The organism is Streptomyces sp. NBC_00212, assembly GCF_045206365.1.
In the GTDB taxonomy this organism is placed as follows: Bacteria; Actinomycetota; Actinomycetes; order Streptomycetales; family Streptomycetaceae; genus Streptomyces.
This window is the reverse complement of the sequence record NZ_CP108115.1, coordinates 4,124,835-4,140,118: the sequence shown is the minus strand read 5'-3', so window position 1 is coordinate 4,140,118 and position 15,284 is coordinate 4,124,835. Positions and strand designations below refer to the sequence as shown.

At 71.3% G+C, this 15,284-nt stretch carries 11 protein-coding genes and 2 tRNA genes; 10 read left to right on the top strand and 3 right to left on the bottom strand.

Annotation, left to right across the window (positions count from 1 at the left end):
* Positions 1-65 precede the first annotated feature (65 nt).
* The 6 genes from OHA17_RS18880 (at position 66) to OHA17_RS18855 (ending at position 8,749) form a co-directional block, all read left to right on the top strand.
* Positions 66-416 carry a metallopeptidase family protein gene (locus OHA17_RS18880; protein WP_053725918.1) on the top strand — a complete coding sequence of 117 codons (351 nt, stop codon included), beginning with the start codon at positions 66-68 and terminating at the stop codon, positions 414-416.
* A 160-nt stretch (positions 417-576) separates the two neighbouring features.
* The gene (locus tag OHA17_RS18875) at positions 577-1,122 is read left to right on the top strand and encodes a hypothetical protein (protein ID WP_406507572.1); all 546 of its coding nucleotides are present in this window, start codon (positions 577-579) and stop codon (positions 1,120-1,122) included.
* 198 nt (positions 1,123-1,320) lie between these two features.
* Positions 1,321-3,585: a DEAD/DEAH box helicase gene (locus tag OHA17_RS18870; RefSeq protein WP_406507571.1), complete on the top strand. Its 2,265-nt coding sequence runs from the start codon at positions 1,321-1,323 to the stop codon at positions 3,583-3,585.
* 258 nt (positions 3,586-3,843) lie between these two features.
* Complete coding sequence (locus OHA17_RS18865) at positions 3,844-6,891, top strand: FG-GAP-like repeat-containing protein (protein ID WP_406507570.1); 3,048 nt, start codon at positions 3,844-3,846, stop codon at positions 6,889-6,891.
* Positions 6,892-6,982: 91 nt separating this feature from the next.
* Positions 6,983-8,503 (top strand): amino acid permease, encoded by a 1,521-nt coding sequence (locus tag OHA17_RS18860; protein WP_406507569.1) that lies wholly within the window; start codon positions 6,983-6,985, stop codon positions 8,501-8,503.
* Between the two features lie 173 nt (positions 8,504-8,676).
* A tRNA-Lys gene (locus OHA17_RS18855) sits at positions 8,677-8,749 on the top strand.
* Positions 8,750-8,909: 160 nt separating this feature from the next.
* On the opposite strand, the gene OHA17_RS18850 is transcribed toward OHA17_RS18855, so the two are convergent.
* From OHA17_RS18850 to OHA17_RS18840, 3 genes are all read right to left on the bottom strand, one after another.
* On the bottom strand, positions 8,910-9,644 hold the full coding sequence (locus tag OHA17_RS18850; protein ID WP_398874022.1) for an ANTAR domain-containing protein: 735 nt from the start codon (positions 9,642-9,644) through the stop codon (positions 8,910-8,912).
* Positions 9,645-9,649: 5 nt separating this feature from the next.
* Positions 9,650-10,387, bottom strand: a complete 738-nt coding sequence (locus OHA17_RS18845; RefSeq protein WP_406507568.1) for an ANTAR domain-containing protein — start codon at positions 10,385-10,387, stop codon at positions 9,650-9,652.
* A gap of 500 nt (positions 10,388-10,887) precedes the next feature.
* Positions 10,888-11,409: a hypothetical protein gene (locus tag OHA17_RS18840; protein ID WP_406507567.1), complete on the bottom strand. Its 522-nt coding sequence runs from the start codon at positions 11,407-11,409 to the stop codon at positions 10,888-10,890.
* A 135-nt stretch (positions 11,410-11,544) separates the two neighbouring features.
* On the opposite strand from OHA17_RS18840, the gene trpD reads away from it, so the two are divergent.
* From trpD to OHA17_RS18820, 4 genes are all read left to right on the top strand, one after another.
* Positions 11,545-12,606 (top strand): anthranilate phosphoribosyltransferase, encoded by a 1,062-nt coding sequence (gene trpD, locus OHA17_RS18835; RefSeq protein ID WP_406507566.1) that lies wholly within the window; start codon positions 11,545-11,547, stop codon positions 12,604-12,606.
* Between the two features lie 314 nt (positions 12,607-12,920).
* A complete protein-coding gene (locus tag OHA17_RS18830) occupies positions 12,921-14,195 on the top strand; it encodes a hypothetical protein (protein WP_406507565.1) in 1,275 nt (424 codons plus the stop codon).
* Positions 14,196-14,288: 93 nt separating this feature from the next.
* A tRNA-Met gene (locus OHA17_RS18825) sits at positions 14,289-14,362 on the top strand.
* Positions 14,363-14,474: 112 nt separating this feature from the next.
* Entirely contained in the window at positions 14,475-15,260 is a 786-nt protein-coding gene (locus OHA17_RS18820; protein WP_406507564.1) for a MerR family transcriptional regulator, read from the top strand.
* Positions 15,261-15,284: the final 24 nt, after the last annotated feature.

The window sequence follows — 15,284 nt, the reverse complement described above, 5'->3', positions numbered from 1 at the left end:
TCGCATTGGGGCCATATGCCCCCGCGGGCGGGTCGGTATGCCGATGCGTGACCGACAATGGCCGGGTGCTGGAGATGACGCGCGAGGAGTTCGAGGAACTGGTCGGCGAGGCGCTGGACCGGATCCCGCCGGAGCTGACGCGGCTGATGGACAACGTCGCGGTGTTCGTCGAGGACGAGCCGGCCGCCGACGACCCCGAGCTGCTCGGCCTCTACGAGGGAACCCCGCTCACCGACCGCGGCGAGTGGTACGCCGGGGTGCTCCCGGACCGGATCACCATCTACCGGGGCCCCACGCTGCGGATGTGCGCGACGCGCGAGGAGGTCGTCGCCGAGACGGAGGTGACGGTGGTTCATGAGATCGCCCACCACTTCGGCATCGACGACGAACGGCTGCACGCGCTCGGCTACGGGTGAGCCTCTGATGGCCGGTGGGTCCCTGTGCGCCCGCCCGGCCCCCTGATTCCGCTCGGACGGATGTCGGGCGCAAGCCGGGTGCGGCCCGGGCGTGTCCCCGGCGGGGGGCGGGGAGTTGGAACCTACGTCCCCACCGATCCCGTGTTCCGGAGGTGCCCCTGTGCGCCAGTTGACCACCCCTGTCCGCCTGGCCGAGCTGGCGGTGACCGTCCTGGTGCTCACGGCGTCGGCCGGCTGCATGAGCGTGAGCGACAACCAGGGCGGGCCGAAGCCGTCGGCGTCCGCCGGGCGGCACGGGGACGCGGCCAGGGCCGAGGAGGGCAAGGGCGGCCAGGGCGAGGGCAGGGGGCGTACCGGCAGGCACGACCCGAAGGCGCCGGGCAGTCCTTCCGAGTCGCCGAGCGCCAGCGGGTCGCCCGGGGCGCCGGGTGCGGCGGCCACGCCCTCGCCGGGCGCCCCGAAGCCGGGCGGCGGTCCAGGCCCGGCCAAGCCTCCGCAGGGCGGGCCCGCGCGGCCGTCGCCGTCGCCGAGCCACCCGGTGCCTCCGACCCCGCCCGCCTCGCCGTCGCCGAGCCCGGTGATCCCGAGCCCGCCGGCCTCGCCGTCGACGACTCCGGGGGCCGACACGCATACCAGCGCGCTGCGTGCCTACCAGGCTCCGATCGACCAGGAGCCGACGGCATCACCGCAGGTGGGACCGGTTTAGGGGGACTCGGTTTGCCTTAGGGGGGTGAGGGTGCGTATGGTAGTAGATCGTTTGATCCCATTGCCCGGCGCCGACACAGAAGAGCGCCGTGTGGCGCGTACTCTCCCTAGCCGTGGCTGACCGCATTGAGGCGGTCGAATTGCGAATTCACGGAGTTGACGGGCGCGTGCCGAGACTCCGGAAGGTTTCGCATTTCGCATGTCCATTTCCAGCACTGATCACTCCGTCCTGCCCGAGAACGAGAACAACGACTCCCTCGCGATCCGCGAGGACGACGTCGTCGAGGCCGTAGCGGCCACCGACGTCATCGAGGTCGTAGAGATCGTCGAGTCCGAGGCGGACGAGAACACCGAGCCCACCGTCACCTTCGCGGACCTCGGTCTGCCCGAGGGCGTCGTGCGCAAGCTCGCCCAGAACGGGGTGACCACCCCCTTCCCGATCCAGGCCGCGACCATCCCGGACGCCCTGGCCGGCAAGGACATCCTCGGCCGTGGCCGTACCGGCTCCGGCAAGACCCTCTCCTTCGGTCTGCCCACCCTGGCCGCGCTGGCCGGCGGGCACACCGAGAAGAAGAAGCCCCGCGCGATCATCCTCACGCCGACGCGTGAGCTCGCGATGCAGGTCGCGGACGCGCTCCAGCCGTACGGCGACGTGCTCGGCCTGAAGATGAAGGTCGTCTGCGGCGGTACGTCGATGAGCAACCAGATCTACGCCCTGGAGCGCGGCGTCGACGTCCTCGTCGCCACCCCGGGCCGTCTGCGCGACCTCATCAACCGCGGCGCCTGCTCGCTCGCCAACGTCCAGGTCGCCGTCCTCGACGAGGCCGACCAGATGTCCGACCTGGGCTTCCTGCCCGAGGTCACCGAGCTGCTCGACCAGATCCCCGGCGGCGGCCAGCGCATGCTCTTCTCCGCCACCATGGAGAACGAGATCAGCACGCTGGTCAAGCGCTACCTGACGAACCCCGTCACGCACGAGGTCGACAGCGCGCAGGGCAACGTCTCGACGATGACCCACCACGTCCTGGTCGTGAAGCCGAAGGACAAGGCGCCGGTCACGGCCGCCATCGCCGCCCGCAAGGGCCGCACGATCATCTTCGTCCGCACCCAGCTGGGCGCGGACCGCATCGCCGAGCAGCTCTGCGAGTCGGGCGTGAAGGCCGACGCGCTGCACGGCGGCATGACCCAGGGCGCCCGTACCCGCGTTCTTGAGGACTTCAAGAAGGGCTACGTCAACGCGCTCGTCGCCACCGACGTCGCCGCGCGCGGCATCCACGTCGACGGCATCGACCTGGTCCTCAACGTGGACCCGGCCGGTGACCACAAGGACTACCTGCACCGCTCGGGCCGTACCGCCCGCGCCGGCAAGTCCGGTGTCGTCGTGTCGCTCTCGCTGCCGCACCAGCGTCGCCAGATCTTCCGGCTGATGGAGGACGCGGGCGTCGACGCCTCGCGCCACATCATCCAGAGCGCCGGCGCGTTCGACCCGGAGGTCGCCGAGATCACCGGCGCCCGTTCGCTGACCGAGGTCCAGGCCGACTCCGCGAACAACTCGGCCAAGCAGGCCGAGCGCGAGGTCGCCGACCTCACCAAGCAGCTGGAGCGCCTGACGCGCCGGGCCGGTGAGCTCCGCGAGGAGGCCGACCGCCTGGTGGCCCGTGCCGCCCGCGAGCGCGGCGAGGACCCGGAGGCCGCGGTCGCCGAGGTCGCAGCCGAGGCCGAGGCCGAGGTCGCGGCTGCTGCCGCCGCCGCTGCCGTGCCGGTGCAGCAGGAGTCCCGCGAGGACCGCGGTGGCTTCCAGCGCCGTGACGACCGGGGCAACTTCGACCGCCGTGACAACCGTGGTGGAGACCGCGGTGGAGACCGCGGTGGTGACCGTGGCGGCTTCCAGCGCCGTGACGACCGTCCGTCCGGTGGCTTCCGCCGCGACGACCGCCCCTCGGGTGGTTTCCAGCGCCGCGACGACCGCCCCTCCGGCGGCTTCCGTCGCGACGACCGTCCGTCCGGTGGTTTCCGTCGTGACGACCGTCCGTCGGGTGGCTTCAACCGTGACGACCGCGGTGGCGACCGTGGCGGCTTCCAGCGCCGTGACGACCGTCCGTCCGGTGGTTTCCGTCGCGACGACCGTCCGTCGGGTGGCTTCAACCGTGGAGACCGCGGTGGTGACCGTGGCGGCTTCCAGCGCCGTGACGACCGTCCGTCCGGTGGTTTCCGCCGCGACGACCGTCCGTCGGGTGGCTTCAACCGTGACGACCGCGGTGGCGACCGTGGCGGCTTCAACCGCGGCGGCAGCGACCGTCCGTTCAACCGCGACCGTCGTGACGACCGCCCCTCGGGCGGCGGCTTCCGCTCCGGCGGCCACGACCGTCCGCAGGGCCGCCGTGACGACCACCGTGGTACCGGCACCAACACCGGTTCCTTCGGCCGCCGCGACGACAAGCCCCGCTGGAAGCGCAACGGCTAGTCCCGCTGCCTGACGGCTCCTCAGGGCCCGTACGACACCTTCTCGGTGTTGTACGGGCCCTGTTTGCGTACGTCCCGCCGCGAGCGGCTCGGGGGTGGTTGAACGGGTTCGAAACCGGCTGCTGGTTTCTGTGAGGCTGCTGTTAGGGTCGAGGTGTTCTGGGGGGTTTGGGAAGCCGGGGGGCTTTTCTCCGCGCACCGAGGGTGCCGGACGCACGCAGCGTTCTCCCCTGCATCAAGGGTTCTGGGGAGTACCGACGTGAGACGTCAGACCTTGTTCCGCGCTGCTGTCGCAGCGGCCGTCACGATAGGCCTCGCCTCGGCCATCACGCCGATGACCGCCGGGGCGGCCTTCGCCGCCGACACCCCGCCCGGGGTGACGATCCCCGCCGAGCAGCGGCCGGAACACAACGCGGCGGTCCTGAACGGCGCGGGCGAGACCGGCTATCTGTCCGGCTGGAAGCAGGACGGCTTCAACTGGACGACGTACGCCGACGGCGTCACCAAGCCGCTCGCCATGCCGTACGGCATGACGGTGGCGTACGGCACCGGCTCCGACTGGGTCGCCTTCACCGGTGACGACGGGCGCACCGTGGTCCAGCGGAACATGAAGAACGGCGCTTCGCGGAACCTGACCATCTCGCCGGACCAGAACTTCCTGGCTGTCGTCGGCGAGACCGTCATGACCGAGCAGATCGGCATGTCCGGCCATTCCGTGCACCGGCTGTCCTTTCGCGACGGGACGGTCCGGGACGAGTACGTCGGCGGAACCCAGTCCGAGGACGTCCTGCCGCTCGACTCCGACCAGGACGGCCTGCTCTTCACCGTCAAGTACGGCGACTTCGGCTGGGTGGAGTGGGCGCCCGCGAGCGGCTTCGGAGGCAGCACCCACCTCGACGACGTCCCGTACGGCACGGTGCTGAGCGGGTCGCACATCGCCCAGTGGCACGACGACGGCCGGATGACCGTCTGGAACAAGGCGGACATCAACAAGTTGGCCCAGGCGGGCGACCCGGGCCTCAAGCCGGCGTTCGACTTCAAGGTCCCGCGCACGGACGGAGCCCGGGTGCTCGGCACGGTCGGCGACAACGTCGTGCTGGCCCGCCGGATCGCGGCGGACGGCGGCACGACGTACTCCTCGCTCAACTACCGCCTCGTCGCGGTGCCGTTCGGCGGCGGGCCGGAGCGGGAGATCTTCGCCAGGTCCACGGCGATGCCCCAGTTCAAGACGGACGGGACGATGCTGATCGCCCGGGTCGCGGACGGCAGGCAGGCCGTCGTGGCGGTCGGGGCGCCGGGCGCCGACGGCACGTTCGCGGTGACCGAGGTCGCGCCCGCGCCGCTGGTGCGGACCGCCACCCGGGGAATGTCCCTCGCGCAGGGCCGGCTGAGCACCCTCGACCACGTGCCGGCCGACGACGGACGCCCCATCCGGCTGCGCGGAACCGACCTCACGGTCTCCGGCACGCCGAAGGCAGGCGAGCGCGTCGAACGCGGCACGGACGCGAAGACCTTCGCGAAGGACTGCGCCGACGACAGCTGGCCCGCGATCAAGCCCACGGGCGACGGACGCCTCGTGTACCGGGCGGACGACGGCCTGCGGGTCCTCGACGAGGGCGCGTCGCTGCCCGGCAGGACCGTGGCCGACCGGAGCTGGTTCGGCTCGCTGGGCCCGCTCGAGGTCTCGGGGCGGTACACGGCCACGATCGGCAACCTCGCCCTGCGGGTGCTCGACCTCGACACCGGCACGACGGTCTACAGCGGTCACAGCTCCAACGACGCCTACGCCTTGAACGGCTCCACCCTCTGGGCGGAGACCACGACCGGCTCCGCCGAGGCCCTCGACGTGCGCTCCGGGAAGACCCTCGCCACCGCCAAGGTGAGCGACTGCGACATCACCTCCCTCCAGGCCAACGGCGCCAACCTCCTTTGGGAGTGCGGGAGTTCGGCCTCTGGGGTGTACGACACCGCCGCCAAGCGGAACGTCGCGCTGCCCGCGCACCAGAGCGCCCGGCTCGGCGACGGGTACGTGGCGTGGCAGCAGGGCGGCGTGCTCAGCGTCACCGATGTGCGCGGCGCCTCGGGCACGCGCGCGCTGGGCACGCCCAAGCGGGGCGAGCCGGGCAAGGGCTGGGCCGTGGACCGGTTCGGCGGGCCGGTCGCCTACACGGACGCGGATGACGCCGTTCACATCGTGCCCACCGGCATCCCCACCTCCGCGCTGAGCGTGCTCGACACGGACGCGCCCGCTCGCGTGAACGCCAACTCCGGCTCCTGGACGCCCCGTTGGTGGCTCAACAAGCCCGCCGCCTCCTGGCAGCTCACGCTCAAGAACAGCGCGGGCGCCACAGTTCGCACCCTCACCGGCGGTGAGGCGCGCGGTCTGGTGCGGCCCGCGTGGGACGGCAAGGCGGACGGCGGGCAGTACGCCGCCAACGGCGCCTACGCCTGGACGCTCACCGTGACCCCGGCCGACGGGCAGGGCGCGGCGCTGACCCGGACCGGGACGGTCGGCCTGACCGGCGGCGCCCCCGTCGCGCGGGACTTCGTCGGTGCGGGCGGCCCCGACGGCCGCGCCGATCTCCTCGCGCTGACCCCGTCCGGCCGCTTCGACCTGCGGACCGGACCCGGCGTCGCGGGCGAGGCGCAGGCCCAGGGCGAGGGCTGGACCGGGGCGAACGCGCTGACCGCCGCGATCCCGTACCGCGACGTGAACGGCGACCGGTGCAACGACGTCCTGGTGCGGATGGCGAGCGGCGAGCTGCGGGCGTATACCCCGGGCTGCGGCGCCGCGCTGACGCCCACGACGGCTTACAAGAGCCTGGGCAAGGGCTGGAACGCGTACGACACCCTCGTCTCGCCCGGCGATGTGGACGGCGACGGCCGCGCGGACCTGGTGGCCCGCACGCCCGGCGGTGACCTGTACGTCTACTCCGACAACGGCGCCCTCGGCTTCAAGGACCCGGTCAAGGCGGGTTGGGGCTGGGGCGGGCTGCTGGTCGTCGGCGCCGGCGATCTGACCGGCGACGGCAAGGGCGACCTGCTGGCCCGGGACTCGGCCGGCGTTCTGTGGACGTACCCCGGCAACGGCAAGGGCGGCTTCGCCGACCGGATCCGGCTCGGCGCCGGCTGGGGCGGCTTCGACGCCCTGGTGGGCGCGGGCGACCTCGACGGCGACGGCAGGCCCGATCTGCTGGCCCGCGAGAAGAGCGGCACGCTCTGGCTGTACCCGGGCGCGGGCAACGGCGCGTTCGGCGAGCGGAAGCTGCTCGGCGGTGGCTGGAACATGTACAAGTCGCTGTATTAACAGACACGTTGATCCCTCGGCCGTCCGGATCCGGTCGATCCATGGCCGGCCGACGGCATGTCGGGCCCCCGGTGCGGGCATCACCGGGGGCATGACAAGTGACGTCGGCACCACCAGCGAGGGCGCGCCCGAGGGAGCGCCGGGGTCGGACGAGGAACGCCTGGCGCAGCTGGGCTACAAGCAGGTCCTCGCCCGCCGCATGTCGGCCTTCTCCAACTACGCCGTCTCGTTCACGATCATCTCGGTGCTCTCCGGCTGCCTGACGATGTACGCGTACGGCATGAAGACAGGCGGCCCCGCCCTCATCACGTGGAGCTGGGTCGCGGTGGGCCTGATGACGCTGGTCGTCGGCCTCGCGATGGCCGAGATCTGCTCCGCCTACCCCACCTCGGCGGGCCTCTACTTCTGGGCCCACCGCCTGGCCCCGCCGCGCCAGGCCGCCGCGTGGGCGTGGTTCACGGGCTGGTTCAACGTCCTCGGCCAGATCGCGGTGACGGCGGGCGTCGACTTCGGCGCGGCGTCGTTCCTCGGGGCGTACCTGAACCTCCAGTTCGGCTTCGAGGTCACCCCGGCCCGCACGATCCTCCTCTTCGCGGCGATCCTGCTCCTGCACGGCCTCCTGAACACGTTCGGCGTCCGCATCGTCGCCGTCCTGAACAGCGTGAGCGTGTGGTGGCACGTGTTCGGGGTCGCGGCGATCGTGGCCGCGCTGGCCCTCGTCCCCGACAAGCACCAGTCCACGTCCTTCGTCTTCACCCGATTCGTGAACGAGACGGGCTTCACGAACAGCGTGTACGTGGTCCTGATCGGCCTGCTGATGGCCCAGTACACCTTCACCGGGTACGACGCCTCCGCGCACATGACGGAGGAGACCCACGACGCCTCGACGGCCGGCCCGCGCGGCATCGTCCGCTCGATCTGGACGTCCTGGATAGCGGGCTTCGTCCTCCTCCTCGGCTTCACGTACGCGATCGGGTCGTACGACACGCAGCTGAACTCGGACACGGGCGCGCCCCCCGCCCAGATCCTCCTGGACTCGCTGGGAGCGACCGGCGGCAAGCTCCTGCTCCTGGTGGTGATCGGCGCCCAGCTCTTCTGCGGAATGGCCTCGGTGACCGCCAACTCCCGCATGATCTACGCCTTTTCGCGCGACGGCGCGCTGCCGTTCTCGCGCCTGTGGCACACGGTGAGCCCGCGCACCCGCACGCCGGTGGCAGCGGTATGGCTGGCGGCCGGCGCGGCCCTCGTCCTGGGCCTGCCCTACCTCATCAACGTGACGGCGTACGCGGCGGTGACCTCGATCGCGGTGATCGGCCTGTACATCGCGTACGTGATCCCGACCCTGCTGCGCCTGTTCCGCGGCGACGCCTTCGCGCGGGGCCCCTGGCACCTGGGCCGCTGGTCCCGCCCGATCGGCATCGTGGCGGTGGCCTGGGTGGCGGTCATCACAGTCCTGTTCATGCTGCCGCAGGTCTCCCCGGTGACCTGGGAAACCTTCAACTACGCCCCGCTCGCGGTCCTGGCGGTCCTGGGCTTCGCGACGGTGTGGTGGCTGGCGTCGGCCCGGCACTGGTTCCTGCGGCCGGTGGATGCGGGGGAGTCGCGGGAATGAAGTGCCGGGTGCCGCGACGCCCTGCGGTTCCGCCGGCTTCGGGTGATTCGACCCGCTGTGCCCGGGGCCGGAGGGGCATTGCGGCCCGGGTGTTCGACCCGCGACGGGCCCGACAGCCGATACCCGATCGGCTGCCGGGCGCCGTCCGGCTATGCTCGGGGGTGACTCGCCAAGGGCCATTAGCTCAATTGGCAGAGCAGCGGACTTTTAATCCGTTGGTTGTCGGTTCGAGTCCGACATGGCCTACCGGTCGCGTTGGGAGGGATTGGCCCCTCCGAACTGCGAAGGAACGCCCCAGCCGGGGATCATCGGCTGGGGCGTTTCTGTGTCCCTGTGTCCCCGTGTCCCCGTGTTCCTGCGTTTCGGCCGGGTGCCCGATGGCGAAGTCTCCGGTCGGCGAACGGGCTCATGGGGTGGTGGTGTCGCCGAGGTCGCCGTCGAAGGTGTTGTCGATGACCTGTTGGGCGAGCTCGGTGAGGCGCAGGTGGCGGGGGCGGGCGTACGCGCGCATGGCGTCGAAGGTGCTGTCGAGGCTGAGGTGGTGGCGTTCGGAGAGGATGCCCTTGGCCTGTTCGATGGTGACGCGGCTGGTCAGGGCGGCCTGGAGCTGTGCCTTCTCGACGTAGCTCTGCTCGATGCTGCGCTGCTGGAGGATGGAGATGGTCGCCACGTCGGCGAGTGTCTGGCCGATCTGGACGTCGGATTCGCTGAGCCGGCTGGGCCGGGAGTGGAAGAGGTTGACGGCGCCGACGACCTGTTGGCGCAGCTTCATCGGCAGGGCGTGCGTGGAGACGAAGCCGGCGTCGCGGGCCCGGGCGGCGAACGGGCCGAAGCCGAGGGTGACGGGGGCCGAGGTGAGGTCGATGTTCAACTGGGCCTGGCCGGTTCGGTAGCAGCGGACGCAGGGGCCCTCTTCGTGCTGGAGGGCGAAGAGTTCCAGGAGCCGGGTGTTCTCGTCGGACGCGGCGATGAGCTGGAGTTCGCCGTGCTGGTCGACGATCATCACGCCGACCGCGTCCACGTCCAGGAGCTCGATGCTGCGGGCGCAGAGCCGGTGCAGGAACTCGATGAGATCGAAGTCTTCCGTGAGCGTGTCCACGGCCTCCACCAGGATGTCGAGCACGCGTTGCTGACTTGTCATCGTCATCAGTCCCTATTTCCGGACGGTGCGGCCGTCCCGTCGTGATTGTCCCGGAAATGCAATCGGCGGGCCACCACGTCTTCGGCGGTCCTGAGTACGGGTGCCTCGGTGCGGTATGCGTAAGCACGCAGGATGGCGATGGCCTCGACCAGGGAGACCCCGGCCTGGACGCTGATGATGCCCGTGGCCTGGTGGACGGCGGCGCGGTGCAGCGCCGTGTGCGGTTCCGCCTGCGCGAATGCCGCCCGCCGCCCGCCGCCCGCCAGTAGCGCGGCGGTGATCGCGGCGGCCAGCACGAGCGCCTCGTCGGTCTGGGCGGCGTCCAGGGGAGCAGCGGTGGCGCGCTGCGCGGTGAGGACGCCGAGGGAGACCGCTCCCAGGCGCAGGGGGAAGCAGAACAGCGCCCGCACGCCGAGCTGTGCCGCCTCGGGCAGGAAGGCGGGCCACCGATGAGGGTCGGCCGTCTCCAGATCGGAGACGGCGATCAACGCGCCATGGACGTAGGAGTCGAGCCCCGGCCCCTCGCCGAGGGTGAACTGCGCGTCTTCCAGGGCGGAGCTGCGGCCCGGGGTGGACCACACCAGCTCGGTCAGGGAGCCGTTGGTACCCAGCGACACCGCGATCCCGTCCACGCCGATCGCCCGTGCGCACCGTGCCGGGTCGCCGCCGAGGAGACCGGCGCCGGTCCCGTTCCCGGTGGAGAGGTCGCGCAGGATGCGGGCCATGATCGCGTTCGTGCTCACGATGTCACCGCTTCCGGACCTGCGCAGAGGGGCTGTCCGAGGTGAGCTGCAGCCCCTGCCGGCCTACACAGATCGTACGAACCGGTACGGCGGGCGCGGGCGCCGCCGGGTCCGTCAGGAACGGGCTTGAGTGCGAGGACACCGCGCAGTTCCCCCCGGGTTCGCTGAGCGGCGTCCTCGCACTGATCGTCCTCTCCGGGCGCCTGGGGGCGGCGGGATTCACCCCCGGCGCGGCATCGGCGAGGACATCGGCTGGAGCTGCGTTGTCGGTGAGATACGGCTCCAGCCTGCTCTCGGTCGGTCAAGACACGACCCAGGGGCAGGGGGCCAGGACGGCGAGGCGCCCGATGCTCGGGCGCGGCTGCCGTCACCTTCACGCTAGGGCACATTGTGCTGGAGCGGACCGCGAATTCCGGACGCGTACGTGAGGGCGTCCGCAGGGTGAGGTGTGCGCAAGGGACGGTGGCGACGGCCGGGCGTGCTGCCTTCCCCGTCCGGTGTCAGGCCGACAGACCCCGGCCGGCGGCGCGCAACCACCCTTCAAGCGCTGCGAAATCCGCTTCCGTGAGCCCCTGCCCAGGGTCGACGCGGTGGAGCAGGACCGGTCCTTGGGCGTGTGCGGTCGCCCAGGCCCGGTCGATGTCGGTGATCTCGTCATCGACCCAGGCGAAGGGGCGCCCGGCCGCGTAGGCGACGAGGGCTCGGGTCTTCCAGTGCAGCCCGCCCCGCTCGTCGTCGTATGCCTCCGGCCAGCTCACCACCGGCAGTTCCGGCAGGCCGAGCCGGGGTGCGATGCATTCGTTCGCATCGGCCATCCACGTCGTGGCCCACACCAGATCGCAGGGAAGCGCCGACAGCCGCGGCCCGTACGCGGGATTCAGCCTGGCCAGAAGAGGGTTGGAGGCGGCTCCCCGAGGTTCGCACTCCACGTCGTACGTCGGATACCCGCCCGGGCGCCCGAACGGGATGAGCGGTCCGTCGACATCGAGGAAGAGCAGCGGACGATCTGCGGAACTGGTCACGGCCGCACGTTAGTGGCTCGACGCAGGGCGCGGTGCGGCAGAGCGGCTTGCCCCGTACCGAGCAGGGGCCGGGGTGGCCGATAACGTGGGCGGGAACACCGCGCGGCCCCGCCGTGCCCGCATCGAGGGGAAACCGTGACCGAGCCCGACCGCTCCTGGCGGCACCTGCTGGCCGTCCTTCTGCGGGGCGAGGACCTCGGCGCGGACGATGCCCGCTGGGCCATGCGGCAGGTCATGGACGACGCCGCCGAGCCGGCTCAGCTCGCCGGGTTCCTGGTGGCGCTGCGCGCCAAGGGCGAGAGTGCCGAGGAGATCCACGGGCTGCTCGACGCGCTGATGGAGAGGGTGGTTCCGCTGGCCGTGGACGGGGCCGACGTCGTCGACATCGTCGGGACCGGGGGCGACGGGGCGCACACCGTCAACGTGTCCACCATGGCCGCCGTCGTCGTGGCCGGCGCCGGGGTGCCGGTCGTCAAGCACGGTGGGCGGTCCGTCTCCAGCAAGGCCGGGGCCGCCGACGTACTGGAAGCGCTCGGGCTGCCGCTCGACCTCACCCCGGATGCCGTCGCCCGCTGCGTCCGCGAGGCCGGCATCGGCTTCACCTTCGCGCCCCGCTTCCACCACGGGCTGCGCCACGCGGGGCCGGTCCGCAAGTCCCTCGGCGTGCCCACCGTCATCAACTACCTCGCCCCGCTGACCAACCCGGCCCGGCCCCGTACCGCCGTCGTCGGCTGCTCCAATACCGCCCTGGCCCCCGTCCTCGCGGACGTGCTGGCGGCCCGCGAGACCAGTGCGCTGGTCGTGCGCGGGGACGACGGGCTCGACGAGATCACCACCGCCGCCCCGACCCGGGTGTGGGTCGCCGCGGGGAAGTCTGTACGTCAACTACGCCTGGATACCGCCGAGTTCGGGCTTTCCCGGTGTACGCCCGACGCGCTGCGCGGGGGCGACGCCGCCTACAACGCGCTCGCCGTCCGGCGCGTCATGGACGGCGAGACCGGGCCGGTCCGCGATGCCGTCCTCGCCAACGCCGCGGGGGCGCTCGCCGCGTACCGGGGGCTGGAGGAGAAGAGCCTGGACGACGCCTTCGAGGGCGGGCTGCGCGAGGCCCGGCACTCGATCGATTCCGGGGCGGCCGCACGGACCCTCACTCGTTGGCTGGACCTGGCCCGTTCCCTGGCCCCGACCCCCCGCTGACGAGGCCGAACCTCTGTTGCCCACCGGTGACAGAGTGGAGATTGTTCCGGGTCAGGTTCTGGCAGAAGATGAGCACATCGCAGCGGCCGGGGGGAAAGCAAGACCGGCGAAGCGGCGACAAACCTTCGCATCACCCTTTGCACCACACCTCGCATCACCCAGATCATCCCGTCGATCCGGCGCTCTGCCGCAGACGGCCGATCTTTCGCTCGATTCTTCGCTGAACCTCTCTATCTTCTCTTCTGTCTTCTCCGTCTTCTTCGCCGACTGCCGCCGCGCAGAACGCCCTTGTGTCTCCTTGGGGGGAGTCCACCATGTCCGCTCGCATCGCCCACCGCCTCTTCCGTCCCGCCGCCACCGCCGTTGTCGTCGCCGCCGTCGCCGGCACCGTACTGCTGCCGATGTCGGCGCAGGCCGCCACGTCCGACGACGCCCAGCGTCCGCTGGTGATGGAAATGGGGACCCCGGCGCCCAACGGGCCGCTGACCCGGGGCGGGGCCGCCGAGACGTTCGAGCTGACGGTGAGCAACCCGACGCAGCAGGCGCAGGCCTTCCACCCGTGGATGCTCGGCGACGCGATTGGCGCGAGCCCCCTGCAGACGAACGACGTCACCTTCAAGGTCGAGCCCGTGAGCGCGCCCGCGACCACGTACAACGTCGGGCACCAGGACGGCGGCTGGCAGGGCTACTTCCACCCGGCGGGCAAGAACGCCTCGGCCGGCTTCGACGTCCCGGCGAACGGCAAGCTGACCTGGAAGGTCACCATCGGGCTCGGCGCCAACTACCCGACCAACGACGGGGACTTCAAGCTCACCGCCACCAGCCTCAACGGCGAGGTCGCGCAGAACCACCAGGCCTCGCACACCTTCAAGGCCGACCCGGAGATCAAGGCGGGCCACCTGAAGACCTGGTTCGAGAAGAAGCCCGGCTCGACCATGGACGCCCCGAACGGCCGCCAGTACCTGGACCTGCACTACCAGGCCACCGGCGACGGCGTGTTCAGCAGCGCGCTCACCACCCGGCTCCAGCTCTCGTACGCCGGCCCCCAGGTGAAGACCCCGGCCTTCTTCGTGCAGGGCCTGATCGACGGCCGCTGGCAGGACCTGAAGGTCGACTACGACAGCGTCGTCCTGCCCGCCGTCCCGAAGGGCTTCGGCTCGGCCTCCGGCGTGCGCACCCTGCCGCTGCGGATCAACCTGGGCGTCAAGACCCAGATCAAGAAGGTCACCCCGATCACCGCGGAGGTCCGCGTCTCGCTGGCCTCGGGCAACACCTACCCGTTCGACGGAGCCACGGCGCAGTTCGCGCTCGGCCCGATCGACGAGGGGACCGCCCCCACCACCAAGCCGTCCACGAAGCCCACCGGCACGCCCTCCGCGAAGCCCGGCACGTCCGGGTCCGGCAACGCCGTCCCGGTGTCGGCGGCCGGCAACGCCAACCTCACCACCACCTCCGCCACCGGCAGCCTCGCCCACACCGGCGCCGACTCCCACACGGGCCTGTACGCGGGCATCGCCGCCGCCCTGGTCACCCTCGGCGCAGCGGTCGCCTGGCTGGGCGCCCGCCGCCGTCGTGCCTCGTCCATGTGACCCCTGCGACCGGGTGTGGCCCCGCGCCCCTCAGGGGCGCGGGGTAAATGGTTCGGAGCACCCCTCCGAATGGCGTACAGTTGTGTTTACCGACGCGGGGTGGAGCAGCTCGGTAGCTCGCTGGGCTCATAACCCAGAGGTCGCAGGTTCAAATCCTGTCCCCGCTACTGAACGAAGAGGCCCGGCACTTGTCATCAAGTGCCGGGCCTCTTCGCGTTCCCCCGTTGTCGGCTTCCGCGCCTTGACCTTTACGCAACGTCAAGATCTAGCTTGGTCGATGTGAACGGCAAGGAGTGGTCGATCCAGGAGATCGCCAAGAAGGCCGGGACGACGAGCCGCACCCTCCGCCACTACGGAGACCTCGGCCTGCTCGCCCCGAGCCGGATCGGAAGCAACGGATACCGCTATTACGACCAGGACGCCCTGGTCCGGCTCCAGCGGATCCTGCTCCTGCGCGAGCTGGGCCTTTCGCTGCCGGTGATCGGCGAGCTCCTGGAGGGCGAGCGCGATCCGGCGGCCGCCCTGCGGACCCATCTGCACCTCCTCGAACAGGAGCGTGAGCGCATCACGCGGCAGATCGCGTCCGTGCGGACCACCCTGCACAAGACCGAGAAGGGAGAGGAGCTCATGGCCGAGGAAGTGTTCGACGGCTTCGACCACACGCGGTACGAGGAGGAGGTGAGCCGGCGCTGGGGGCGGGACGCCTACGAGAAGGGCGACCGCTGGTGGTGCTCGCTCACCGAGGAACAGCGCAACGGGTTCCTGAAGGAGCACGAGGACATCGCCCGGGACTGGGGCCGGGCGCATGAGGCCGGTCTCGCCGCCGACGGCGACGAGGCCCAGGACATCGCGCGGCGCCATGTCGCCTGGCTGTCCACCACGGCGAGCGTCGGCAAGTCGTACGTCATCGGGCTCGGCCAGATGTACGTCGACGACCCGCGCTTCGGCGTCAACTACGACCAGCACGGCGAGGGCACGGCGGCCTTCGTCCGGGACGCCCTGAAGGCGTACGCGGAGCGGCACCTCACGGATGGTCCTGCGGCCCGGGGCGCGTGCGGGGAGTAGTCTCGCGTGCGCCATGAGTGAGCG